The following is a 23,125-nucleotide window of genomic DNA, read 5'->3' on the forward strand; positions in this document are numbered from 1 at the left end:
GCTTCGTAGCGTCGAGACGTGGAGATCATCAACGAGCTCATCCTGCAGGCGACGGCCTCCCCCTGGCTGTACCTGGTCATGTTCGCGACGGCCGTGATCGACGGGTTCTTTCCTCCGATCCCCAGCGAGACCGTACTCGTCGCAGCGGCCGCCGTCGCCGTCTCCACGGGGCAGGCAAACATCCTTCTGCTGTGCGCCGTAGCGGCGGCGGGGGCGATGCTCGGCGACAACATCGCGTACGCGATCGGCCGCTCGGTGGGGACCGCTCGGTTCGCCTGGATGCGGCGGCCTCGGGTCGCTGCCGCGTTCCAGCGGGCGCAGAGCGCACTCGACCGCAGCGGCGCACCGCTCATTCTCGGCGCCCGGTACATCCCCGTCGGCCGCGTCGCGGTCAACATGTCCGCCGGAGCGCTCGGCTATCCGTGGCGCCGCTTCCTGCCTCTGAGCGCCGTCGCCGGCGTCACCTGGGCGCTCTACAGTGCGGGGATCGGGATGCTGGCCGGCCAGTGGCTCGCCGACCAGCCACTGCTCAGCCCGGTGTTCGGCGTCGCCGTGGCACTCGTGATCGGGTTCGCGATGGACCGGGCTGTCGTCATCGCGCGGCGCAGGCGTGCACGCCGGGAAGTCACGACCGCGCAGGAGCGCAGCGGGGCGGGCGAGGCCGAGCGCGTCCCGGTGGCAGGATGACTCCCATGGGTGCGAGACGAAGACGGCGTGATCCCTCCCGCCGTCTCCGCCTGTGGCCGCGCGAACGCGGCACGGCGCTGATCGTCGTTCTCGCGGCGATCGCCGTCGCGCTCTACTCCGTTGTCGTCCCCGTGCACACCGCGGCGTACGGCAGCCCGGTGGCCACCACCATGGCGCTGGCACTGGGCGCGGTGACCGCTCCCCTGGTGTCACTGCGGCATCCGAACATCGCGATCGCCGTGTTCACCGGGTCGGCAGTGCTCATGCCGCTGATGGTCAGCCGCGATGCCGCCGTCGGGGCGCCGTGGCCCTGGTCGGTTCCGATGCTGATCGCGTTCGGCGTCGCCGTCATCGCGATCACGTTCCGGCACGGCTGGAGACCCGGACTGATCCAGCTGGCCCTCGGGACCGCAGCCGGGATCACCGTCGCGGTCATGCTGCCCTCCATACCCGCCGGCACGTCGATCATCGTGACGACCTCGGTGGTGTCGGGCGTCTACCTCATCGCGGTGCTGCTCGCGGGTCGACTCCGGCTGGGTGCTGAGCTCACCCGCGAGCGTGCGCACACCGCTCAGGAGCAGTCCAGACGGGAGCTGGTCGAGGAGCGCACCCGGATCGCACGGGAGTTGCATGACGTCGTCGCTCACAGCATGTCGCTGATCCAGGTGCAAGCGTCCACGGCGCGCTACCGCGTTCCGGACCTCCAGCCGTCCGCGGCGTCCGAGTTCGACGACATCGCGGCATCCGCCCGGTCTGCGCTGACCGAGATGCGCCGGATCCTCGGGGTGCTGCGCACGGAGGACCACACCGCCGAGCTCGCGCCCCAGCGCGGGATCGACGACATCTCCTCGCTAGTGGAAACGACGCGTCGCGCGGGTGCGACGGTCTCGCTCAGCCATTCCGTCGCAGACGAGGTCTCCGCCTCGACGCAGCTGGCCGTCTACCGCATCACCCAGGAGGCCATGAGCAACGCGGTGCGGCATGCCCCCGGTTCGCCGATCTCGATCTCGCTGATCGGCGGCGACGACGACATCTCGGTCGTCATCCGCAATCCGTACTCCGGCGAAGCGCAGCAGGCGCCGGGCGGCCACGGCATGCGGGGAATGAAGGAGCGCGCCGCGTTGCTCGGAGGCTCGGTGACGGCGGGTCCGGACGGCGCGGGCTCCTGGGTCGTCGACGCTCGGATGCCGCGGCACCCCGCTGTTGTAGCCCAGGAAGGATCCCAGTGACGATCGAAGTGCTCATCGCCGACGACCAGGCGATGGTCAGGGCCGGTTTCGCCGCTCTGCTGGACGCGCATGACGGCATCCGCGTCACGGGGCAGGCGGCGAACGGCGCGGAGGCGGTCAGCCTGTCGGCGCGGTTGGACCCCGACGTCATCCTGATGGACGTGCGGATGCCTGAGCTCGACGGCATCGAGGCGACGCGCCGCATCCTGGGACCGTCCTACCCCGCTGCGAAGGTGCCGCGGATCCTCATGCTGACCACCTTCGACATCGACGATTACGTGTACGACGCACTGCAGGCCGGGGCCAGCGGGTTCCTGCTGAAGGATGCGCTGCCCGACGAGCTGGTGCACGCGGTGCGCGTCGTCGCGTCCGGCGACGCCCTGCTGGCACCGAGCGTGACGCGCCGAATGATCGAGCACTTCTCGTCTCGACGGCCACGTACCCCGCGCGCGGTCGGCGCCCTCGCCGAGCTCACCGAACGCGAGCGCGAGGTGCTGACCCTCATCGGGCGCGGACGGTCGAACGCCGAGATCGGCACCGAACTGTTCATCGCCGAACAGACCGTGAAGACGCATGTCGGCAAGGTCTTCGCGAAGCTGGGCCTGCGCGATCGCGTGCAGGCGGTCATCCTGGCGTACGACGCCGGGCTCGTGGAGCCGGCCGGCTGAGCCGTCAGGGCGGCCGCCCGCACGACGGCACCACGGTATGAGGGACATCGACCCTCTGGTGTGATGACCGTAAGGTCGACGGATCCATAGCCTCCGGGGAATGAACTCAGGAGGCCTCCTCATGACCACCCTCACTCCGACTCGCGACCGCGCGGTCGATCTCGTCCGCGCGCTGTGCATCGCAGGTGTCGTCGTCCTGCATTCGCTCATGGTGGGCGTCACGATCGGACCCGAAGGCCCGGTCTTCGCCAACGCGGGAGAGGCGGGCACGTGGCTCGTCCCCGTGAGCTGGCTGTTGCAGGTGATGCCGCTGTTCTTCGTGATCGGCGGGTTCTCCGGCGTGACGGCGTTGCGCGCAGCGCGGCGACGGGGCGAGAGCGGAGCTGATTTCGCGGCGGCGCGCGTGCGTCGTCTGCTGCTGCCTGCGGTGGCGGCGGTCGGCAGCGCTGGGGTGCTCCTCGTCCTGCTCGGCGATGCGGGCGTCGACCCTGAGATCATCGGCATCGCGGGCCACCGGTTCGGGCAGCCGCTGTGGTTCCTCGGAGTGTTCCTGCTCTGCCAGACCCTGCTGCCCGTGCTGGTGCGCCTGCACGAGCGTGCACCGCTGCGCACCGTCACCGCTCTCGTCTGCCTTGCCCTGCTGGTCGATGCGGTGCGCGCGGTCACGGGGACGGCCGGCATCGGCTTCCTGAATCTCGTCTTCGTCTGGCTGGCGATGCAGCAGCTGGGTTTCCTGCTCGCAGACGGGTGGATCGATCGTCTCTCCCGCGCGACTCGTCTGTGCGCGGCGGGCGCATCGCTCGGGCTGTTGGCGGCCTCGTTCGCGTTCGGGTTCCACTCCCCCGATCTGATCGCAAACATCAATCCTCCGACCACTGCCCTGATCCTGGTGGCCGTGGTCCACACGTGTGCGTTCTCGCTGCTACGCGGACGCCTCGCCGTGGCAGCATCCCGCCCCCTGCCCGCGCGGTTCACGCGTTTCGTCACTGCGCGGGCGATGACCATCTACCTCTGGCACATGCCCGTGCTGCTGACGCTCGCGGGGATCTCGGCGCTCGTGGGCATGAGCACCGGCGCGCCGCTGCCTGCACCCGCTTCCCCGGAGTGGTGGCTGACCCGACCGCTGTGGCTGGTCGTCGCCCTCACGGCGACGGCGCTGCTCTCGGTGCCCCTCGCCCGACTCGAGTCCTTCAGGACCCGTTCCTTCACCGTCACCGGCGGTGCGGCGACGGCGGCAGCGTCGATCGGCATCGCGGGAGTCGCACTGCTTCTGCTGGTCGGCACCTCGCCCACGACCGCGGTCGTCGCGGTCACGGCGTGGCTGCTCGCCCTGCTCGTCACATCTCCGGTGCGGGCGGCGGTCGCAGCCCGTGCCGAGCAGCCGGCTTCGGCTCAGCCGAAGTACAGCGCGTGATGCGCTCGCGCATCAGCGCGCGATCCCGCGCGCCACGATGGCGTCGCCGACATCGTCGGCGTGGCGCATGGTGAGAACGAGCAGTGGCAGCGCCGCGCGCGGCCCGAGTCGTGCACCTCTGGCCCGCTGGGCATCTCGCACCTGGTCCGCGAAGCCCGCGACGACCGGGACCATCGCGATCGTCAGGGAGACGGTGAGCGCGACCGGCCCGGGGTCGACTCCCAGCCTGCGGAGCGGCGCGAGGGCGCGAGTGAGTACGTCGAGGATGGCGCCCGTGCGCGTGGTCGCGGTGACCACGCTTGCCAGCAGCAGCAGGGTCACCACCCTCCCTGTGCTCGTCATCGCCTGAGCCGGAGAGGTGAAGAGCCAGAGCGCGCCGCCCAGCACGACGACGAGCCAGCGCAGGCGCCACCATGCCTCGAGGAGTGTCGCCAACGGCAGCCCGCTGAGCGGGTGGAGTGCCGACGCCGCGATGAGGGTCGCCGCGGTGCCGGCGACGCCAAGCGGGACGAGTGACAGTGCGAGCGCGCATGTCGCGAGCGCCGCAAGCTTCACACCGGCCGGCATCCGGTGGAGGACGCCGGTACCGGGTCGGTAGAGCGAGATCACGCGCAGCTCCTGCGATATTCGTCGATGACGGATGCGGGGTCACCGGCAGAGCGCACCGTGCCGTTCTCGAACAGCACCACCTCGTCGCATCGGGCCGCGAGCTCGAGATCGTGGGTGACGAGCACCAGCGGCGACTCGAGAGAGAGCAGCAGGTCGCCGATGCGGCGGGAGTTGCGCAGGTCGAGCAGCGTGGTCGGCTCGTCTGCGACCACGAGCGCCGGGCCTGTCGCGAGCACGGCGGCGATGGCGAGCAGCTGCCTCTGCCCGCCCGAGAGCGCCGAGACGGGCACGTCGCCCTGCTCGGCAAGCCCATACAGCTCGAGAAGCGTCCGCACCTGCTCTGCGCGCACGTGACGGGGCAGGTCGCGCAGCGACAGGGCGAGATCCTCCGCCGGGGTCGGCATGAGGATCTGCGCCTCGGGGTTGGTGAACACGAATCCGACACGACGGCGCAGCTCGGCGCAGTCCCGTCGCGGATCGAGTCCCTGCACCCGGATGCGGCCGCTGGTGATCGGGCGCAGTCCGTTCAGCAGCCGCGCGAACGTCGATTTCCCCGAGCCGTTGGCGCCGATGACAGCGGTGCGCGGCGCGCTCAGCTCGAGACTGACGTCGCGCAGCAGCACCGCGCCGTCGACCGCGACCCGGACCCGATCGAGCGCGATCGCCGCACCGCCCGTGGTCGCCTCGGCGCGCGACGCCCGCTCAGATCGCGTACGACTCACGTGCACGGCCGGGGAAGGCGCGCGGGTAAGCCCGCCGCAGCGCCACCGCCAGCGTGGTCGCGGCGGCGGCCTTCAGGAGGTCGCCGGGCAGGAACACCACACTCGAAAGCGCGGTGGGACCGAGCGGCACTCCGGTGACGAACGCCTGGACGGGGATGCCGAAGAGGTAGACGACGACGATACCGCCAGCGAACGCACCGAGTGCCGCCCGCCACCACGTGAAGGTTCGGTGGTGGGCGATCACCCCCACCACGACCGAACCGACGATCCAGCCCGCCATGTACCCTGCAGTCGGTCCCATGAACGCCCCCAGACCTCCGCGTCCGCCGGCGAGCACCGGCAGGCCCACTGCAGCCAGCGCGAGCACGACCAGCACCGAAAGCGGAGCGCGGCGAGCGCCGAGCACGAGCCCGGCGAGCATGACCCCGAGCGTCTGAGCGGTGACGGGCACGCCCGAGGGCAGGGGGATGGTCACGGTGCCGAGCACGACGATCAGCGCCGCGAACACGGCGACCCTCGCGAGATCGGCGCCGAGGGGTCGGGTGGGTTCGGACATCGGGTTCCTTTCCGAGGCGCGGGATCTCCGCACCTGAACACTGTTCACCTGAACGGTGTTCACTATACTGATTCCCATGTCTCCCGCACGCCACGATCGCCGAAGCGTGGTCGAGCGCGCCCTGCGGCTGCTCGACGACGTCGGCCTGCCCGACCTCTCGATGCGCCGGCTCGCGACCGAGCTCGATGTGCAGCCGAGTGCGCTGTACTGGCACTTCCCGAACAAGCAGCAGCTTCTCGCGGCGGTCGCCGACCGCATCCTCGAGGCGGTGCCGCAACCGGACGCTGGGGCCCCTGTGCCCGACACGGCCCGCGCCATCCGCGACGCGCTGCTCGCGTACCGCGACGGTGCGGAGGTGGTGATGAGCACCTATGCGCTGCGTCTCGGCGCACGGAGGGCACAGGACGCGCTGACCGCATCGCTCGGAGGTGACGCCGGTGAGACGCTCGCGGATGCCGCGTTCGAGTTCATCCTCGGCCACAGCGCGCTGCTGCAGCAGCGCATGCATGCGCAGAGCATCGGAGCCGTGGAGGCGGACTCCGCAGACCCGGCGCATCGAGCCGACCTGGTGTTCGACGCCGGCATCCGCAGCTTCGCCGCGCTCAGCGGCGCCCGTCGCCCATCCTGAGGCCGGGCAGCAGCGACACCAGCAGGATCGCCGCAGCGATCAGATAGACGGTGAGGTAGCCGGAGCCGCCGATCGGCAGCAGCACGAAGCCGAGACCGGCGAGTGCGATCATCACCGCGGAGCCGGTCGAGTCCGAGATCGACAGAGCGGCGGAGTTGAAACCCTCGTCCGCCGTCGTCGAGTATGCGAGCGTCAGCACCGTGAGGCGCGGATAGATCAGCCCCATGCCCGCTCCCGCCAGCCCCCAACCGACCACCGCCACCCAGGGCGCCGCGTCGACGATCACGACGAACAGGATGGATGCGACCGCGAGCATCATCAAGGGGACCCCGACCATCACGATCCTGGTGCTGCCGAGCAAGTCGCCGTAGCGCCCCTGCACGGCCGAGGCCGTCGACCATCCCAGCGCGGCGAGAGTGAGGGCGAGCCCGGCGATCGTGGGCGAGAACTCGAAGCGGTCCATCAACAGCTTCGGAACATACGCCTCCGCGGCGAAGAAGGCGCCCGCGGCGAGCCCCCTCATCAGCACGGTGCTCGGCAGCCCGGCTGACGCACGCAGGGTTCCGCGCGGCAACAGGGGCAGGATCGCGATTCCGATGACCAGGATCGACGCCAGCGCGATCGGCGCGCCGAACGCGGGCGGAGCGTCGGCCGAGAAGCCCACCGCCACGGCGCACACGGCCACGACGACGGCGAGCAGCATCCGGGTCACGATTCCGCCGCGCCGAGCGGGGGCGGGAGATTCGGGTCGCACGCGGTCGGCCTGCGGATCGGCCGGCTCATCGGCGTCCTTCGCCAGCGACACCCCCCGCAGTCGCGCCGCCACCAAGGTGAAAGCGGCGGCCGTCAGCACCGCGACACCGAGGAACGCCCAGCGCCAGTGCAGGAACTCCGCCACGGCTCCGGCGAGGAACGGGCCGATCATCGATGGCACGACCCACGCGGCCGCATATGCGGCGAAGATCCTGCCGTGCAGGTGCGACGGATACACCCTGGCGACCACGACGTACACCGCGACCGTCTGGCCACCGGCGCCGAGTCCCTGGATCAGCCTGCCGACGATGAAGGTGTACATATCGAGCGCGAAGCCCGATACCAGGAGCCCGACCGCGAACAGCAGCACCGCCGTGTACAGCGGGGCGCGGGGCCCGGATCGGTCGCTCCACGCTCCTGCGCCGACCATACCGATGACGCCGGTCGCGAGCGTGCCCGAGAACGCGACGGCGAACAGCGCCTCGCCGTGCAGATCAGCGCTGACGACGGGCATCACGGTGGTGACCGCGAGTGCCTCGATGGCGGCGAGGAAGATCAGTGCGACGGTGCCGACGGTGATGCCGAGCCTGGTGCGATCCCAGATGCTCGCCGCTGCTGTGCTGCTCACTCCTGCGCCGCGCCCGACGCGGCCCGCACCCGTCCGATGCGCTCGAAGGCCTCGGTGAGGATCTCCGGACTGGTGCCGAAGTTCACCCGGACATGCCCCTCTCCCTCGGCGCCGAACGCGGGCCCGAAGTGCAGGGCGACCTTCGCCTCGCGCAGGATGTGCTTCGCGGGGTTCGCCCCCCAGCCCAGCTCAGTGAGATCGATCCAGGCGAGATACCCGGCATCGGGCAGTCTGTATCGCGCCTCGGGCAGGTGATCGGCGAGCAGGTCGGCGATCAGCCTCCTGTTCTCGTCGAGCGTCGCGAGCAGACCGTCCAGCCACTCATCACTCTCAGGTGCGAAAGCCGCCACCGCCGCAAGCATCCCGAACTGACCCGTGCGCCATTCGACCTCGACCGGCAGCCCTCGCAGCAGCGCCGCGTTGGCGTCGGACGCGGCGATCATGAGCGCGCATTTGAGCCCGGCGAGATTGAACGCCTTGCTCGCGCTGACGACCGCGAACCCGACGCGCTCGGCCGCCTCGCCGCTCGCGAGGAACGGGGTGAAGCGCACGCCGGGCTGCGTCAGCGGGGCATGGATCTCGTCGGAGATCACAGCCGCTCCGTACTGCTCGGCGAGCCGGGCCAGCGCGTCGAGGCTCTGAGCGAAGTGCACTGTGCCGGTGGGATTGTGCGGATTGCACAGCAGCACCGCCCTGGCTCCCCCGGCCAGCGCATCCTCGATGCCGTCGAGATCGAGTTCCCAGCCATCGCCCGTGTCGCGGAGCGGCACCCGCTCGACGACCCCGCCCGCCTCATCGACGAGGTCGAAGAACGGCGGGTACACCGGCGGGTTCACGATGACGCGCTCCCCGGGCTGGATGACCCTGCGCAGGATCTCGACGATACCCATGCTGACATCGGCGGTGGAGCGCATGCGCGCGGCATCCGGATGCCAGCCGAAGCGCCGCTGCGCGAAGCCGGCGTAAGCGGCCGCCAGGGGAGTTCGCGATGCGACGTACCCGGTGTCGCCGGTGCGCACCGCCTGCTCGAGCGCACGGGTGATCGCTGGAGCCAGCGGGAAGTCCGTCTCCGCGACGAACAGCGGAAGGACATCCTCCGGATACTCGCGCCACTTCTCGCTGCTGCGCTCGCGAAGCTGCGGAAGGCTCAGGGCTCTGACCGGCATCGTCATACTCTCAGCCTACGCGCGCAGGCGGCCGTCCCTCACGGGGCGACCGCCTGCGGAATGCGTGTGTGAAGCGGATCAGATCGCGAAGCCGAGCGCCCGCATCATGTCGCGGCCATCGTCGGTGATCCGCTCAGGGCCCCACGGCGGCATCCACACCCAGTTGATGCGGAACCGCTCCACGACGTTGTCGAGGGCCTGAGCGGTCTGCTCCTCGAGCACATCGGTCAGCGGGCAGCCGGCACTGGTGAGCGTCATGTGGATGACCAGCGCGTCGTTCTCGTCGTCCCAGGCGAGGTCGTAGATCAGGCCGAGATCGACGACGTTGATCCCGAGCTCAGGATCCATGACGTCCTTGAGAGCCTCGGTGACCTCGTCGTACTTCTCCTCGGTCAGCGTTGCGGTCATGACACCAGCCTACGCTTCGACGGGCGCGCCGGGGTCGAGGAACCGGTCGTAGCCCTCGTCCTCCAGGCGGTCTGCCAGCTCGGAGCCGCCCTCCTCGACGATCTTTCCCGCCACGACGACGTGCACGTAGTCGGGGCGGATGTAGCGGAGGATGCGGGTGTAGTGCGTGATGAGCAGCACGCCGAGGTTCGTGGACTCCTTGGCGCGGTTGACGCCCTCGGACACGATCTTCAGCGCGTCGACGTCGAGACCCGAGTCGGTCTCGTCGAGCACGGCGAGCTTGGGCTGCAGCACCTCGAGCTGAAGGATCTCGTGGCGCTTCTTCTCTCCGCCTGAGAAGCCCTCGTTGACGTTGCGCTGCGCGAACTTCGGGTCCATGCGCAGGTTGGCCATCGCGCCCTTGACATCCTTGGTCCACTGACGGATCGAGGGTGCCTCGCCGTCGAGAGCGGTCTTCGCGGTGCGCAGGAAGTTCGTCACGGTGACACCCGGGATCTCGACCGGGTACTGCATGGCGAGGAAGAGGCCGGCGCGGGCGCGCTCGTCGACGCTCATCGCCAGCACGTCCTCACCGTCGAACGTGATGGAGCCCTGTGTGACGGTGTACTTCGGATGCCCGGCGATGGTGTAGGCCAGAGTCGACTTGCCGGAGCCGTTCGGGCCCATGATGGCGTGTGTCTCTCCGGTGCGGATGGTCAGGTCGATGCCGTTGAGGATCGGCGTGGTGCCCTCATCGGTCTCGACCGTCACGTGCAGATCGCGGATCTCGAGAACAGACATTCAGACTTCCTTCGTGACAGTGGGGTCGATGAGCACGTCGTCGCCGTCGATCTCGACGGCGTAGACGGGGACGGGCTCGTAAGCGGGGAGGTTCAGGGGCTTTCCGGTGCAGAGCGAGAACGCCGAGCCGTGCGCCCAGCACTCCAGCGTCTTACCCTCGACGAAGCCCTCGGACAGCGAGATGTCGCCGTGGGTGCAGGTGTCGCCGATCGCGTGGATCTCTCCGTCGGAGTCCTTCACGATCGCCATGGGGACGCCGTCGAGCTCGACGCGCAGCGGGGCGTCCTGCTCGAGCTCGGCGACACCGCAGGCGCGCTGTGCGCTCACTTGGGCTCCCCCTGGGTAGTCAGCGCCTCGAGAGCGTTCCCCTGTGCGAGCTCGGCCTCGATGGCGGCCAGCAGCTCCTGCTGCAGGGAGGGGATCCCGATGCGCTGCACGATATCGGTGAGGAATCCGAGCACGACGAGGCGACGGGCCTCCTCCTCGGTGATACCGCGGGCCTGCAGGTAGAACAGCTGCTCGTCGTCGAAGCGACCCGTGGCGCTGGCGTGACCCGCGCCGACGATGTCGCCGGTCTGGATCTCGAGGTTCGGGATCGAGTCGGCACGTGCGCCCTCGGTGAGCACCAGGTTGCGGTTCGCCTCGTACGAGTCGGTGCCGGTGGCATCCGGTCCGATCAGCACGTCGCCGATCCACACGCTGTGAGCGCTCGTCCCCTGCAGCGCACCCTTGTAGAGCACGTCACCGACGGTGTGGGCGCCCTTGTGGTGCAGGTAGACCTGGCTCTCGAGGTGCTGCCCCGCGTCGGCGTAGCTGAGGCCGTACATGCGTCCCTCGGATCCCGCTCCGGCCAGCTCCAGGGTCGGGTTCACCCGCACGACGCCGCCGCCGAAGCTGACGACGATGTGGGTGAGCTTCGCATCGCGGTCGACACGGGCCTGGTGGGCTGCGCTGTGGATCGCGTCGTCCTGCCACTGCTGCACCGATACGACGGTCAGCTGTGCGCCGTCGCGCACGATGATCTCGACGTTCTGCGCATACTGCGCGGTGCCGGTGTGACGGAGCACCACCGTGGCCGAGCTGTGCGTCCCGGCTTCGATGACGACGTGCCCGTCGGCACGGCCGCCACGGCCGTCGATCCGCACCACGACGGGTTCCGAGAGCTCCTCGTCGTTCGGGATGCGGATGTGCATCGCCTCATCGGCGCCCTGCCATGCCACGGCGGAGACAATGTCCTCAGGGCGGAAGAACTCACCGCGCGGCGCGTCGCCGTGCGCGAGCGCGGGGCGGATCGCCCCGCTGTGGCTGACCGAGTACTCGACGCCGTCGTTCGACGTCGCCACCTCGAAGAGCGGCTTCAGCTGTGCGACGGGAGTGTGCTTCCAGTTGACCTCGCGACCGTTCGGAGCGCCGAAGTCGGCAGGGTCGAACGAGACGGGCCGCTCGGAGCGGGTCTGCACCGGCACGAAGCCTGCGTTCGCGACCTGGGCGGCCGGGTCGATGTGCGCGTTCGCGTGCGGCGCCTGCTCGGGCGCCTGGGTGGGGGCCGTCATATCAGCCGACCGATCCTTCCATGCCCATCTCGATGAGCTTGTTCAGTTCCATCGCGTACTCCATCGGCAGCTCGCGCGCGATCGGCTCGATGAAGCCGCGCACGATCATCGCCATGGCCTCGTCCTCGGGCATGCCGCGGGACTGCAGGTAGAACAGCTGCTCTTCGCTGACCTTGGAGACCGTGGCCTCGTGGCCCAGCTGCACGTCGTCGACCCGGATGTCGATCGCGGGATACGTGTCGGAGCGCGACTTGGTGTCGACCAGCAGGGCGTCGCAGCGCACGGTGTTGGCCGAATGATGCGCAGCGGCATCCACCCGCACCTCGCCGCGGTAGCCGGCGCGACCGCCGCCTCGCGCGATGGACTTCGAGATGATCGACGACTGCGTGTACGGCGCCATGTGGATCATCTTCGCGCCGGCGTCCTGGTGCTGACCGGGGCCGGCGAACGCGACCGACAGGGTCTCGCCCTTGGCGTGCTCCCCCATCAGGAAGATCGACGGGTACTTCATCGTGACCTTGGAGCCGATGTTGCCGTCGACCCATTCCATGGTCGCACCCTCGTGCGCGACGGCACGCTTGGTGACCAGGTTGTAGACGTTGTTCGACCAGTTCTGGATCGTCGTGTAGCGCACCCGCGCGTTCTTCTTGACGATGATCTCGACGACGGCCGAGTGCAGCGAGTCCGACTTGTAGATCGGCGCGGTGCAGCCCTCGATGTAGTGGACGTAGCTGTCCTCGTCGGCGATGATCAGGGTCCGCTCGAACTGGCCCATGTTCTCGGTGTTGATGCGGAAGTAGGCCTGCAGCGGGATCTCCACGTGCACGCCCTTGGGCACGTACACGAAGGAGCCGCCCGACCATACCGCCGTGTTCAGCGCGGCGAACTTGTTGTCGCCGGCGGGGATCACGGTGCCGAAGTACTCTTCGAAGAACTCCGGGTGCTCGCGCAGCGCGGTGTCGGTGTCCATGAAGATGACGCCCTGCTGCTCCAGGTCCTCTCGGATCTGGTGATAGACGACCTCGGACTCGTACTGCGCGGCGACACCGGCGACGAGCCGCTGGCGCTCGGCCTCGGGGATGCCGAGGCGCTCGTAGGTCTCGCGGATCTCCGCGGGGAGATCCTCCCAGGTCTGCGCCTGCTTCTCAGTGGAGCGCACGAAGTACTTGATGTTGTCGAAGTCGATCTCGCTGAGGTCTGCGCCCCAGGTCGGCATCGGCTTGCGATCGAAGAGGGAAAGTCCCTTGAGGCGCGTCTTGAGCATCCACTCCGGCTCGTTCTTGAGCGTGGAGATGCCGCGGACGACCTCTTCGGAGAGACCGCGTCTGGCGGTGGCGCCGGCGGCGTCCTCATCGTGCCAGCCGAATTCGTACACCCCCAGACCTTCCAGTTCCGGGCGGTCGATCAGCACATCCGACATCACACACTCTCCTCAATCGGGCCTCAACGGTGTCATCCGCCCCGACACACCTGATCTCCGTCGAGTATGCGGAGATCGGATGCCGCTGGTGGGCCCTCATCATCGGCGCTCGCGTCGCGCCTAAACTGTCAGTGATGGACGTCGCGCAACGCGCACCATCCCGAACAATCCGATTCTACAGGTTCCACCTGATCAGCGGGCCGTGCCCGCGGTCGATCGGCGAGCCCGGAGGCATCATGACCGAAACCGCCGCACCCCGAACGAACGAGCGCTCGAAGGGGTCTCAAGGCGGCGCCGTCGACGGGCTGCCCGGCGCCGGCAGGGGGCTGAGGGTGTTCGCCTGGCTGTCGTTCCTCGCCGAGGTGATCATCATCGGCACCGGCGGTGCGGTGCGTCTGACGGGCTCGGGTCTCGGGTGCTCGGAATGGCCGCTGTGCACGCCCGACTCGCTCGTACCGCTGCCCGAGCAGGGCATCCACGGCATCATCGAGTTCGGCAACCGGACGATGACCGGAGTGGTGGGACTGATCGCGCTGGCGGTCGTGCTCCTCACCCTGCACGCTGTGAGCGGTCGCGCGGCCGTCATGCGCGCGCTCGGCTTCGCGGTCGGAGGCGTGATCCTCGGCGTCCTGGTCTACATCGCCGCGTCCGTCCTGTCCCTGCCCGCCGCGGCGCTGATGTCCGGGGCGCTGCTGCTCGCCGTGCTCGTCGGTGCGGTCGACTCGCTCCGGCGCCCGATGCTGCGGCGCGATCTGGCGGTACTCGCCTGGATCGTGCTGGCCGGTGTCATGGCGCAGGCGGTCGTCGGCGGCTTCACCGTGCTGAGCCAGCTCCATCCGTTCATCGTGGGCTTCCACTACACGGCATCACTGCTGCTGGTCTGCGTGACCGCCGCGTATCTCGTACGTCTCGGCTCCGTCCCGGGGCCGCGCACGCACGCCGTTCCGCTCTGGTTCGCGATCACGACCCACGTCACGGGCCTCGCCCTCGCGGCGACGATCCTCTTCGGCGTGCTGACAACCGCCTCCGGTCCGCACTCGGGCGATCTCGCCGTGATCCGCAACGGCTTCGATGCGACGGTGCTCGCCCACGTGCACTCCTGGCCCGGCTACATCCTCGGCGCGCTCGTCGCAGTACTCGCGGTCTCGGCATGGGCTCTCCGGCTGCCACTGCGCCGGTGGCTGCTCGTGCTCGTCCTCGCGATCCTCGTCCAGATCGGCGTGGGCGTGTGGCAGGCCCGCGAGGGGCTGCCACAGCTCCTCGTCGGCATCCACATGGTGCTCGCCTCGCTGTCGGCCGCGGCCTACACGGTCGTGGTGCTGAAGCTGAAGCGCCCCATCGAAGACTGAGGCCCACGGTCCTGCCGTGTCCGCCGCCCGTGCTCCGTGGCACGCAGGCGTGCTGACGGCGCGCCGGGCGCGGATCAGAAGGGCAGCAGCGGGTCGACCGCGACCGCGAGGAAGATCAGCGTGAGGTACGTGATCGAGGCGTGGAAGACGCGCATCGGGCGGGCTTCGCCGCCGCGCACGGCGCGGTTGTAGAGGCGGTGCGACTCGTAGATGAACCAGCCGCCGAACACCAGTGCCGAGACGGTGTACACGAGCCCCATGTGCGCCACGGGCACGAGCAGCAGCGAGCACGCCACCGTGGCCCACGCGTAGAGGATGACCTGCAGCCCGACCTGGGACGCCGAACGCGTGACACCCAGCATGGGCACGTCGACGTCGTCGTAGTCGTCCTTGTACTTCATCGAGAGCGGCCAGTAGTGCGGTGGCGTCCAGAGGAAGACGAGCGCGAAGAGCACGAGCGGCGGCCAGTCGAGGGAACCGGTGACCGCGGTCCACCCGATCAGCACCGGGAAGCATCCGGCGATACCGCCCCAGATGATGTTCTGCTCGGTGCGTCGCTTGAGGATCATCGTGTAGATCACGACGTAGAAGAAGATGGCGCCGGCCGACAGCGACGCCGCGAGCCAGTTCGTGGTGACGAGCAGCCAGATCGTGGAGACGACGGCCAGCACCCAGGAGAAGACCAGCGCACCGCGCGGTGACACCTCGCCCGTCACGAGCGGGCGGTTCTCGGTGCGCTTCATGTGCACGTCGATGTCGCGATCGAGATACATGTTGAAGGATGCCGCGGAGGCGGCGCTCATCGCCCCGCCGATCACCGTCGCCAGCACCAGCCACATGTCGGGCAGTCCGCCTTCGGCGAGGAACATGACCGGCACCGTGGAGACCAGCAGCAGCTCGAGCACGCGAGGCTTGGTGAGCGCGATGTATCCGCGGAACTTCTGACCGAACGAGTGGCTCGTCCCGATGGTCTGCGACGTCGTCGAGATCGCGATCGCCTCCTCCTGCGCGCATGTGGACACTCCTTCCAGTCTATGCCACCCGGCGTGTCGGACCGCTCCCCCGCGCACCCCCTTCGCACGAGGAAATCTGCCCCCGTCGCGTGGTGGCGCCCCGCTATGCTGAAAGCCACTCGCGCGCCTGGCGCTGTGCACTTCCACCTCCGTGACGACGCGGACCGCGCAGGGAATACGGGCGCCTTCGCAAGTGTCAGAAGGAGCATGGCCGTGACAGAACTTCAGTGGGACGAGATCGACCGGCGCGCGGTGGACACCGCGCGTGTTCTGGCGGCGGATGCCGTCGAAAAGGTCGGGAACGGCCACCCCGGCACTGCGATGAGCCTTGCTCCGGTCGCCTACCTGCTCTACCAGCGCGTGCTGCGTCACGATCCGAGCGACACCGACTGGCTCGGCCGCGACCGTTTCATCCTGTCGGCAGGGCACTCGTCGCTCACCCAGTATGTGCAGCTGTACCTCGGCGGGTTCGGACTCGAGCTGGAGGATCTCGAGTCCCTGCGTACCTGGGGGTCCAAGACGCCGGGTCACCCCGAGTACGGGCACACCGAGGGGGTCGAGATCACCACGGGGCCGCTCGGACAGGGCCTCGCCTCGGCCGTCGGCTTCGCGTACGCGGCGCGTTACGAGCGCGGCCTGTTCGACCCGGATGCGGAAGCGGGCACCAGCCCGTTCGATCACCACGTCTACGTGATCGCGGGTGACGGCGACCTGCAGGAGGGCGTCACCAGCGAGGCGGGCTCGCTCGCCGGTCACCAGCAGCTGGGCAACCTCATCGCGATCTACGACTCGAACCAGATCTCGATCGAGGATGACACGGACGTCGCCTTCACCGAAGACGTCGCGGCACGCTACGAGGCGTACGGATGGCATGTGCAGACGGTGGACTGGAAGAAGTCCGGCGAGTACGTCGAGGACGTTGCGGAACTGAACGCAGCGCTGGAAGCCGCGAAGTCGGAGACGGCCAAGCCCTCATTGATCATCCTGAAGACGATCATCGGCTGGCCCTCCCCCGGCAAGCAGAACACCGGCAAGATCCACGGCTCGGCGCTCGGCGCGGATGAGCTCGCGGCCACCAAGAAGGTGCTGGGCTTCGACCCGGAGAAGAGCTTCGTCGTCGCGGACGACGTGATCGAACGCACCCGCTCGGCGCTGGCGGAGAAGGCGAAGACCGCGCGCGCCGAATGGCAGAGGTCGTTCGACGCGTGGGCGGAGGCGAACCCCGAGCGCAAGGCGCTGCTCGACCGACTCGAAGCGGGTGAGCTCCCCGAGGGCATCGCGGACGCGCTGCCGGTCTTCGAGGCGGGCAAGGACGTCTCGACCCGCGCCGCGTCCGGACAGGTGATCAACGCTCTGGCCGCCGAGCTGCCCGAGCTGTGGGGCGGTTCCGCCGATCTCGCGGAGTCGAACCTGACGACGATCAAGGACGCGCCGTCGTTCATCCCGTCCGAATGGTCGACGCACGAGTGGAAGGGCGACCGCTATGGTCGCGTGCTGCACTTCGGTATCCGCGAGCACGCCATGGGCGCGATCGTCAACGGCATCGTCCTGCACGGCCCGACTCGTGCGTTCGGCGGCACGTTCCTCATCTTCAGCGATTACATGCGCCCGGCCGTACGTCTGGCCGCGCTGATGAACATCCCCAGCATCTTCGTCTGGACGCACGACTCCGTCGCGCTCGGCGAGGACGGACCCACCCACCAGCCGGTCGAGCAGCTCGCCTCGCTGCGCGCCATCCCGAACCTCACGATCGTCCGCCCCGCGGACGCCAACGAGACCGCGGCCGCATGGCTCGAGCTGCTGCGCCGCCAGGCCGGCCCCGCAGGCATCGCGCTGACGAGGCAGAACATCCCCGTGTTCGCTCGCGGCGACGGAGACGCCTCCGGCGACACGTTCGCGTCGGCGGAGAACACGGCGAAGGGCGCCTACGTGCTCGCGGAGGCGCCGAACGGCACCCCCGACGTGATCCTCATCGCGACCGGCTCCGAGGTGCAGCTCGCCGTCAGCGCCAGGGAGACGCTGGCCGCCGAGGGCGTGAACGCGCGCGTCGTGTCCGCTCCGTCGCTGGAGTGGTTCGCGGAGCAGGACGAGGAGTACCGCGAGACGGTGCTGCCCGCATCCGTCACGGCCCGCGTATCGGTCGAGGCGGGGTCCGTGCTGAGCTGGCGGGGAATCGTCGGCGACCGCGGCCGCTCGGTCGGCATCGACCACTTCGGTGCGTCGGCCGACTACAAGACCCTGTTCCAGAAGTTCGGCATCACCGCCGAGGCCGTCGTCGAGGCGGCCCGCGAGACTCTCAAGGAGAACTCATGAGCACCCCCACCGCAGACCTTTCCGCCGCCGGCGTCAGCATCTGGCTGGACGACCTCTCTCGCACCCGCATCGCCACCGGCAACCTGCAGCACCTCATCGAGAGCCGCAACATCACCGGCGTCACCACCAACCCGACGATCTTCGCCGGCGCCATCACGAATCCCGACGACACGTCCTACGACGCTCAGGTCGTCGAGCTTGCGGCATCAGGAGCGAGCGCCGAGGAGGCCGTGTTCGCCGCGACCACGCAGGACGTGCGCGACGCCCTCGACGTGTTCCGGCCGGTGTGGGAAGCCACGAACCACGTGGACGGCCGCGTCTCGATCGAGGTCTCCCCCGACCTCGCGCACGACACCGAGGGCACGGTCGCACAGGCCAAGGAGCTGTGGTCGAAGATCGACCGCCCGAACCTGCTCGTCAAGATCCCCGCCACCAAGGCCGGACTTCCCGCCATCAGCGCGGCCATCGCGACCGGCATCAGCGTGAACGTGACACTGATCTTCAGCCTCGAGCGCTACGAGGAGGTCATCGACGCCTACCTGACCGGGCTCGAGCGGGCGCACTCCGCCGATTTCGACCTGTCGAGCATCCATTCCGTCGCGTCGTTCTTCGTCTCGCGCGTCGACTCCGAGACCGACAAGCGCCTCACCGAGATCGGCACCGACGAGGCACTAGCCCTCAAGAGCAAGGCCGGCCTCGCCAACGCACGGCTGGCATATGAGCTCTTCGAGAAGAAGTTCGCCGAGAAGCGCGCACAGGACCTTCTCGCGCTCGGCGCCAACCTGCAGCGTCCGCTGTGGGCGTCGACCGGCGTCAAGGACCCTGCGCTCCCCGACACCCTGTACGTCACCGAGCTCGTCGCTCCCGGCGTCGTGAACACGATGCCGGAGAAGACCCTCGAGGCGACGTTCGACCACGCCGTCGTCACCGGGGACACCGTCACCGGCGGCTATGAGGAGGCGCGCGAGGTGTTCGCCGGGCTGGCTGCGGTCGGCGTCGATTTCGACGACGTGACGCGGGTGCTCGAGGAAGAGGGCGTCTCCAAGTTCATCGACTCCTGGCATGGTCTGCTCACCCAGGTCACCGAGGGGCTGGAAGCCGCGCGATGACTGTCTCGGTGCACGTGTCGCAGGCGGCCAGGTCCGCCGTCGACGAGCTCGTGCCAGGGCTGGTCGCGGGCCTGATCGCATCACGTGTCACCGCCGGCGACGCCGGCCTGTGGGGTCCGGATGCCGAGCCCGAGGCGGCGATCCGCCTCGGGTGGGTCCAGACGGTCTCGGTGTCCCGGCCGCTCGTCGACGAGATCACGGCGCTGCGGCGCGATCTCGCAGCGAGAGGCGTCGACCGCGTCGTACTCGCGGGGATGGGCGGATCCTCCCTCGCCCCCGAAGTCATCGCGAACACGGCGGGCGTGCCGCTCACCGTGCTCGATTCCACCTCGCCCGCTCAGGTGCTGGCCGCGTTGGACGGGGACCTCGCGCGCACGGTCCTCGTGGTCTCGTCGAAATCCGGGTCGACCGTCGAAACCGACTCGCAGCGACGCGTCTTCGAGGCGTCCTTCCGCGACCTGGGGCTGGATCCCGCCGAGCACATCGTCGTCGTCACCGACCCGGGATCTCCGTTGGACGAGTCGGCGCGCGAAGCGGGGTATCGCGTCTTCAACGCGGACCCCGAGGTGGGAGGGCGCTACTCCGCGCTCACCGCGTTCGGACTGGTCCCCGCGGGCCTGGCGGGCGCCGACATCGCCGAGCTGCTCGACGAGGCCGAGGCCTCGATGCTGCAGTTCGCGGTCGATTCCGCGGAGAACCCCGCGCTCCGTCTGGCAGCGGCGATCACGGGCGTCGCACCGCGACGCGACAAGCTCGGCCTCGTCAGCGACGGGACCCACATCGCGGGTCTGCCCGACTGGATCGAGCAGCTGATCGCGGAGTCGACCGGCAAGAACGGCACCGGCATCCTGCCCGTCGTCCTGCTCCCGGTGTCTCCCGAGCTCGAATCACGACCGCGGGATCTGCAGATCGTGCGACTGGTCGACGATGCGGACGAGTTCCACATGTCGGAGCGTCACCCCGGCGAGATCCTGGTCAGCGGAACCCTCGGAGCGCAGTTCCTCCTCTGGGAGTACGCGACGGCGATCGCCGGGCATCTGCTCGGGATCAATCCCTTCGATCAGCCTGACGTCGAATCCGCCAAGGCGGCGGCCAGGGGCCTGCTAGACGCGCAGCCCAGCACGGCGGCTCCCGCCTTCGTGCAGGACGGCGTCGAAGTGCGCGTGTCCGATCCGCGCCTCGCCGCATCCGGGACGATCGAGGGGGTGCTCGACTCGCTGTGGGCCACGCTCCCCGCCGACGGGTACGTCTCGGTCCACGCGTACGTGAACCGCCTCGATCTCGGACAGCTGCAGGGACTTCGCGAGATGGTCGCGGCCGACTCCGGCCGCCCTGCCACCTTCGGGTGGGGTCCTCGTTTCCTGCATTCCACCGGCCAGTATCACAAGGGCGGGCCCGCGCAGGGTGCGTTCCTGCAGATCCTCGAGCGCAGCGAGGTCGACCTGGAGATCCCGGGCCGCCCGTTCACCTTCGGCCGGCTGCTCGAGGCTCAGGCCGCCGGCGATGCCGAAGTGCTCGCCGCGCACGGTCGTCCCGTCGTGACTCTGACGATCACGGATGCGGTCGACGACGTCCTCGCCCTCTTCGAAGCCGCTCAGTAATCCTCTCGGAACCCTGGAGATAGCCCCCACCGATGACTGCCCCTGTCTCACGCGGAAGCAACCCGCTCCGCGACCCAGATGATCGCCGCCTGAACAGGATCGCCGGCCCGAGTGCGCTGGTGATCTTCGGCGTCACGGGCGACCTTTCCCGCAAGAAGCTCATGCCCGCGGTGTACGACCTCGCCAACCGGGGTCTCCTTCCTCCCGGTTTCGCGCTCGTCGGATTCGCCCGTCGTGACTGGGAGGATCAGGACTTCGCCCAGGTCGTCTACGACGCGGTGAAGCAGCACGCCCGAACGGAGTTCCGTGAGGAGACGTGGCAGCAGCTGTTGCAGGGCATCCGGTTCGTGCAGGGCACCTTCGACGACCCCGAGGCGTTCCGGCGACTGCGTGAGACGGTCGAGAAGCTCGACGTCGAACGCGGCACCATGGGCAACCACGCGTACTACCTGTCGATCCCGCCGAAGGCCTTCGCCGAGGTGGCCAGGCAGTTGCGTGAGTCGGGGCTGGTCGGGCCGGACAGCGACGACGCCTCGCACTGGCGCCGCGTGGTCATCGAGAAGCCCTTCGGCCACGACCTGGAATCCGCGCGCGCGCTCAACGAGGTCATCGAGCAGACGTTCCCGGTCGATTCGATCTTCCGCATCGACCACTACCTCGGCAAGGAGACGGTGCAGAACATCCTCGCGCTGCGCTTCGCCAACGAGCTGTACGAGCCGCTGTGGAACCGCAACTACGTCGACCACGTCCAGATCACGATGGCAGAGGACATCGGAGTCGGCGGGCGCGCCGGCTACTACGACGGTGTCGGCGCGGCGCGCGACGTGTTCCAGAACCACCTGCTGCAGCTGCTCGCGCTGACCGCCATGGAGGAGCCGATCAGCATGTCAGCCGACCACCTGCGCGCGGAGAAGGAGAAGGTCCTCGAAGCCGTGCGTCTGCCCGACGACCTGTCGCTCGCCACCGCGCGCGGCCAGTACGCCGGCGGGTGGCAGGGCGGTGAGCGGGTCAACGGCTTCCTCGAAGAGGAGGGCATGGACCCGCAGTCCTCGACCGAGACGTACGCGGCCGTCAAACTGGAGATCGACACGCGCCGCTGGGCCGGGGTGCCCTTCTACCTGCGCACGGGAAAGCGGCTGGGCCGCCGCGTGACCGAGATCGCCGTCGTGTTCAAACGCGCGCCCGAGCACCTGTTCGGACGCGCCCAGACGGCGGAGCTCGGCCAGAACGCCCTGGTCATCCGCGTGCAGCCCGACGAGGGCGTCACCATCCGATTCGGCTCCAAGGTGCCGGGCAGCGGCGCGAACGTGCGCGACGTGACCATGGACTTCGGTTACGGTCACGCATTCACCGAGGCCAGCCCGGAAGCCTACGAGCGTCTCATCCTGGATGTGCTGCTCGGCGATCCGCCGCTCTTCCCCCGGCACGAGGAGGTCGAGCTGTCCTGGAAGATCCTCGACCCTGTCGAGGAGTACTGGGCCTCGCTGCACGCGCCTCTGGAGCAGTACGCCCCCGGCTCGTGGGGCCCCGCGTCCGCGGACGCACTACTCGCCCGCGACGGAAGAGTCTGGAGACGCCCGTGATCATCGACCTTCCCGACACCACCGTCAGCCAGGTGGCGAAGCAGCTCGTGAAGGTTCGCGAGGAGGGCGGCGCAGTCGCCCTCGGCCGGGTGCTGACACTGCTCATCATCGCCCGCCACGGTGTGGCGGAGGCGGCCATCGACGCCGCGAACGACGCCTCACGCGAGCATCCGATGAGGGTGATCGTGCTGATCACCGACGAAGGGGAAGCGCATCTGGATGCGCAGATCCGCGTCGGTGGCGACGCCGGGGCCAGCGAGGTCATCGTGCTGCGGGCGTACGGCGAGGCATCCAGCAACACCGAGAGCCTGGTGACGGGTCTTCTCCTGTCCGACGCTCCCGTGGTCGCGTGGTGGCCGGAGGAGGCGCCGGTGGATGCTGCGGCCTCACCTCTGGGCCGCATCGCGCAGCGGCGCATCACCGACGCCGCCACCGCGCGCGACGTGCCAGAGAGACTCGCCCTGCTGGGCAGGACGCATGCACCGGGCGACACCGACCTGGCATGGACGCGTCTGACGCATTGGCGCGAGCAGCTGGCCGCTGTGCTCGATCAGCCGCCCTATGAGCGGGTCACCGGGGTCGAGGTGCGCGGAGCGGCCGCATCGCCGTCGACGGCCCTGCTCGCGGCATGGCTGCGTATGGCCCTGGATGTGCCGGTGACCTGGTCGTACGAAGACCCGGAGCACTGGCAGGAGGGCATCAAGTCGGTGCGCCTGACGCGTGCGAGCGGCGACATCCTCCTCGAGCGACCCGAGCCGGGCGTCGCCGTGCTCACGCAGCCGGGTCAGCCCGACCACGAGCTGCACCTTCCTCGCCGCACACTGCGCGAGTGCCTCGCCGAGGAGCTCAGGCGCCTGGACGCGGATCTGCTGTACGGTCGGGTGATCACCGAAGGATGGGATCGGCTCGGGCCGGCGGGGAAGTGAGCAGGAGAAC

22 protein-coding genes are annotated in these 23,125 nt (G+C 69.1%); 11 read left to right on the forward strand and 11 right to left on the reverse strand.

The window, feature by feature from the left end; genetic code table 11:
• Positions 1-18 precede the first annotated feature (18 nt).
• The 4 genes from RIN43_RS08550 (at position 19) to RIN43_RS08565 (ending at position 3,998) form a co-directional block, all read left to right on the forward strand.
• A complete protein-coding gene (locus RIN43_RS08550) occupies positions 19-687 on the forward strand; it encodes a DedA family protein (protein ID WP_309128485.1) in 669 nt (222 codons plus the stop codon).
• 5 nt (positions 688-692) lie between these two features.
• Positions 693-1,916: a sensor histidine kinase gene (locus RIN43_RS08555; protein WP_309128486.1), complete on the forward strand. Its 1,224-nt coding sequence runs from the start codon at positions 693-695 to the stop codon at positions 1,914-1,916.
• On the forward strand, positions 1,913-2,584 hold the full coding sequence (locus RIN43_RS08560; protein WP_309128487.1) for a response regulator transcription factor: 672 nt from the start codon (positions 1,913-1,915) through the stop codon (positions 2,582-2,584). Before RIN43_RS08555 ends, RIN43_RS08560 begins: the two co-directional genes overlap by 4 nt.
• Before the next feature lie 121 nt (positions 2,585-2,705).
• Entirely contained in the window at positions 2,706-3,998 is a 1,293-nt protein-coding gene (locus RIN43_RS08565; RefSeq protein WP_309128488.1) for an acyltransferase, read from the forward strand.
• A 12-nt stretch (positions 3,999-4,010) separates the two neighbouring features.
• Here the strand turns inward: RIN43_RS08565 and RIN43_RS08570 are convergent, their stop codons facing one another.
• From RIN43_RS08570 to RIN43_RS08580, 3 genes are read right to left on the reverse strand one after another with little or no spacing between them, the layout of a single operon-like run.
• The gene (locus RIN43_RS08570) at positions 4,011-4,607 is read right to left on the reverse strand and encodes an energy-coupling factor transporter transmembrane protein EcfT (RefSeq protein WP_309128489.1); all 597 of its coding nucleotides are present in this window, start codon (positions 4,605-4,607) and stop codon (positions 4,011-4,013) included.
• The gene (locus RIN43_RS08575; protein ID WP_309128490.1) at positions 4,604-5,329 is read right to left on the reverse strand and encodes an ABC transporter ATP-binding protein; all 726 of its coding nucleotides are present in this window, start codon (positions 5,327-5,329) and stop codon (positions 4,604-4,606) included. The genes RIN43_RS08570 and RIN43_RS08575 overlap by 4 nt, the downstream gene beginning before the upstream one ends.
• Positions 5,310-5,885: a biotin transporter BioY gene (locus RIN43_RS08580; protein WP_309128491.1), complete on the reverse strand. Its 576-nt coding sequence runs from the start codon at positions 5,883-5,885 to the stop codon at positions 5,310-5,312. The genes RIN43_RS08575 and RIN43_RS08580 overlap by 20 nt, the downstream gene beginning before the upstream one ends.
• A gap of 76 nt (positions 5,886-5,961) precedes the next feature.
• On the opposite strand from RIN43_RS08580, the gene RIN43_RS08585 reads away from it, so the two are divergent.
• On the forward strand, positions 5,962-6,513 hold the full coding sequence (locus tag RIN43_RS08585; RefSeq protein ID WP_309128492.1) for a TetR family transcriptional regulator: 552 nt from the start codon (positions 5,962-5,964) through the stop codon (positions 6,511-6,513).
• On the opposite strand, the gene RIN43_RS08590 is transcribed toward RIN43_RS08585, so the two are convergent.
• The 7 genes from RIN43_RS08590 to sufB form a co-directional block, all read right to left on the reverse strand.
• The gene (locus RIN43_RS08590) at positions 6,488-7,894 is read right to left on the reverse strand and encodes an MFS transporter (protein ID WP_309128493.1); all 1,407 of its coding nucleotides are present in this window, start codon (positions 7,892-7,894) and stop codon (positions 6,488-6,490) included. The two genes, RIN43_RS08585 and RIN43_RS08590, sit on opposite strands and share 26 nt — an antisense overlap.
• Positions 7,891-9,060 carry an aminotransferase class I/II-fold pyridoxal phosphate-dependent enzyme gene (locus RIN43_RS08595; RefSeq protein ID WP_309128734.1) on the reverse strand — a complete coding sequence of 390 codons (1,170 nt, stop codon included), beginning with the start codon at positions 9,058-9,060 and terminating at the stop codon, positions 7,891-7,893. Before RIN43_RS08595 ends, RIN43_RS08590 begins: the two co-directional genes overlap by 4 nt.
• Positions 9,061-9,138: 78 nt before the next feature.
• On the reverse strand, positions 9,139-9,468 hold the full coding sequence (locus tag RIN43_RS08600) for a metal-sulfur cluster assembly factor (RefSeq protein WP_309128494.1): 330 nt from the start codon (positions 9,466-9,468) through the stop codon (positions 9,139-9,141).
• A 9-nt stretch (positions 9,469-9,477) separates the two neighbouring features.
• Positions 9,478-10,248 carry a Fe-S cluster assembly ATPase SufC gene (gene sufC / locus RIN43_RS08605; protein ID WP_309128495.1) on the reverse strand — a complete coding sequence of 257 codons (771 nt, stop codon included), beginning with the start codon at positions 10,246-10,248 and terminating at the stop codon, positions 9,478-9,480.
• Complete coding sequence (locus tag RIN43_RS08610) at positions 10,249-10,575, reverse strand: non-heme iron oxygenase ferredoxin subunit (protein ID WP_309128496.1); 327 nt, start codon at positions 10,573-10,575, stop codon at positions 10,249-10,251.
• Positions 10,572-11,801, reverse strand: coding sequence for a Fe-S cluster assembly protein SufD (gene sufD, locus RIN43_RS08615; protein WP_309128497.1), 1,230 nt, complete (start codon positions 11,799-11,801; stop codon positions 10,572-10,574). Before sufD ends, RIN43_RS08610 begins: the two co-directional genes overlap by 4 nt.
• 1 nt (position 11,802) lies before the next feature.
• Complete coding sequence (gene sufB / locus RIN43_RS08620) at positions 11,803-13,221, reverse strand: Fe-S cluster assembly protein SufB (protein WP_309128498.1); 1,419 nt, start codon at positions 13,219-13,221, stop codon at positions 11,803-11,805.
• 236 nt (positions 13,222-13,457) lie between these two features.
• Between sufB and RIN43_RS08625 the strand changes: the two genes are divergently transcribed.
• Complete coding sequence (locus RIN43_RS08625) at positions 13,458-14,570, forward strand: COX15/CtaA family protein (RefSeq protein ID WP_309128499.1); 1,113 nt, start codon at positions 13,458-13,460, stop codon at positions 14,568-14,570.
• 74 nt (positions 14,571-14,644) lie between these two features.
• Here RIN43_RS08625 and RIN43_RS08630 read toward each other — a convergent pair whose 3' ends face one another.
• Positions 14,645-15,559 carry a heme o synthase gene (locus RIN43_RS08630; protein ID WP_309128735.1) on the reverse strand — a complete coding sequence of 305 codons (915 nt, stop codon included), beginning with the start codon at positions 15,557-15,559 and terminating at the stop codon, positions 14,645-14,647.
• A 231-nt stretch (positions 15,560-15,790) separates the two neighbouring features.
• On the opposite strand from RIN43_RS08630, the gene tkt reads away from it, so the two are divergent.
• Genes tkt through RIN43_RS08655 form a run of 5 tightly spaced genes read left to right on the forward strand, consistent with a single transcriptional unit; the run spans position 15,791 to position 23,115 of the window.
• Entirely contained in the window at positions 15,791-17,896 is a 2,106-nt protein-coding gene (tkt, locus tag RIN43_RS08635) for a transketolase (protein WP_375163725.1), read from the forward strand.
• Positions 17,893-19,005: a transaldolase gene (gene tal, locus RIN43_RS08640; protein WP_309128501.1), complete on the forward strand. Its 1,113-nt coding sequence runs from the start codon at positions 17,893-17,895 to the stop codon at positions 19,003-19,005. The genes tkt and tal overlap by 4 nt, the downstream gene beginning before the upstream one ends.
• Positions 19,002-20,606, forward strand: coding sequence for a glucose-6-phosphate isomerase (locus tag RIN43_RS08645; protein WP_309128502.1), 1,605 nt, complete (start codon positions 19,002-19,004; stop codon positions 20,604-20,606). Before tal ends, RIN43_RS08645 begins: the two co-directional genes overlap by 4 nt.
• A 32-nt stretch (positions 20,607-20,638) precedes the next feature.
• Positions 20,639-22,189, forward strand: a complete 1,551-nt coding sequence (gene zwf, locus RIN43_RS08650; RefSeq protein ID WP_309128503.1) for a glucose-6-phosphate dehydrogenase — start codon at positions 20,639-20,641, stop codon at positions 22,187-22,189.
• Positions 22,186-23,115 (forward strand): glucose-6-phosphate dehydrogenase assembly protein OpcA, encoded by a 930-nt coding sequence (locus tag RIN43_RS08655; protein WP_309128504.1) that lies wholly within the window; start codon positions 22,186-22,188, stop codon positions 23,113-23,115. The genes zwf and RIN43_RS08655 overlap by 4 nt, the downstream gene beginning before the upstream one ends.
• Positions 23,116-23,125: the final 10 nt, after the last annotated feature.

Origin of the sequence: Microbacterium sp. (assembly GCF_031178445.1) — a bacterium.
Lineage (GTDB): Bacteria > Actinomycetota > Actinomycetes > Actinomycetales > Microbacteriaceae > Microbacterium.

Excerpts from the sequence above, each read along its gene's own strand:
- sufD (WP_309128497.1), bottom strand. The coding sequence starts at position 11,801 with ATGACGGCCCCCACCCAGGCGCCCGAGCAGGCGCCGCACGCGAACGCG.
- RIN43_RS08600 (WP_309128494.1), bottom strand. The coding sequence starts at position 9,468 with ATGACCGCAACGCTGACCGAGGAGAAGTACGACGAGGTCACCGAGGCT.
- RIN43_RS08645 (WP_309128502.1), top strand. The coding sequence starts at position 19,002 with ATGACTGTCTCGGTGCACGTGTCGCAGGCGGCCAGGTCCGCCGTCGAC.
- RIN43_RS08595 (WP_309128734.1), bottom strand. The coding sequence starts at position 9,060 with ATGCCGGTCAGAGCCCTGAGCCTTCCGCAGCTTCGCGAGCGCAGCAGC.
- sufC (WP_309128495.1), bottom strand. The coding sequence starts at position 10,248 with ATGTCTGTTCTCGAGATCCGCGATCTGCACGTGACGGTCGAGACCGAT.
- RIN43_RS08565 (WP_309128488.1), top strand. The coding sequence starts at position 2,706 with ATGACCACCCTCACTCCGACTCGCGACCGCGCGGTCGATCTCGTCCGC.
- RIN43_RS08585 (WP_309128492.1), top strand. The coding sequence starts at position 5,962 with ATGTCTCCCGCACGCCACGATCGCCGAAGCGTGGTCGAGCGCGCCCTG.
- sufB (WP_309128498.1), bottom strand. The coding sequence starts at position 13,221 with ATGTCGGATGTGCTGATCGACCGCCCGGAACTGGAAGGTCTGGGGGTG.
- tal (WP_309128501.1), top strand. The coding sequence starts at position 17,893 with ATGAGCACCCCCACCGCAGACCTTTCCGCCGCCGGCGTCAGCATCTGG.
- RIN43_RS08555 (WP_309128486.1), top strand. The coding sequence starts at position 693 with ATGGGTGCGAGACGAAGACGGCGTGATCCCTCCCGCCGTCTCCGCCTG.
- zwf (WP_309128503.1), top strand. The coding sequence starts at position 20,639 with ATGACTGCCCCTGTCTCACGCGGAAGCAACCCGCTCCGCGACCCAGAT.
- tkt (WP_375163725.1), top strand. The coding sequence starts at position 15,791 with ATGGCCGTGACAGAACTTCAGTGGGACGAGATCGACCGGCGCGCGGTG.
- RIN43_RS08625 (WP_309128499.1), top strand. The coding sequence starts at position 13,458 with ATGACCGAAACCGCCGCACCCCGAACGAACGAGCGCTCGAAGGGGTCT.
- RIN43_RS08580 (WP_309128491.1), bottom strand. The coding sequence starts at position 5,885 with ATGTCCGAACCCACCCGACCCCTCGGCGCCGATCTCGCGAGGGTCGCC.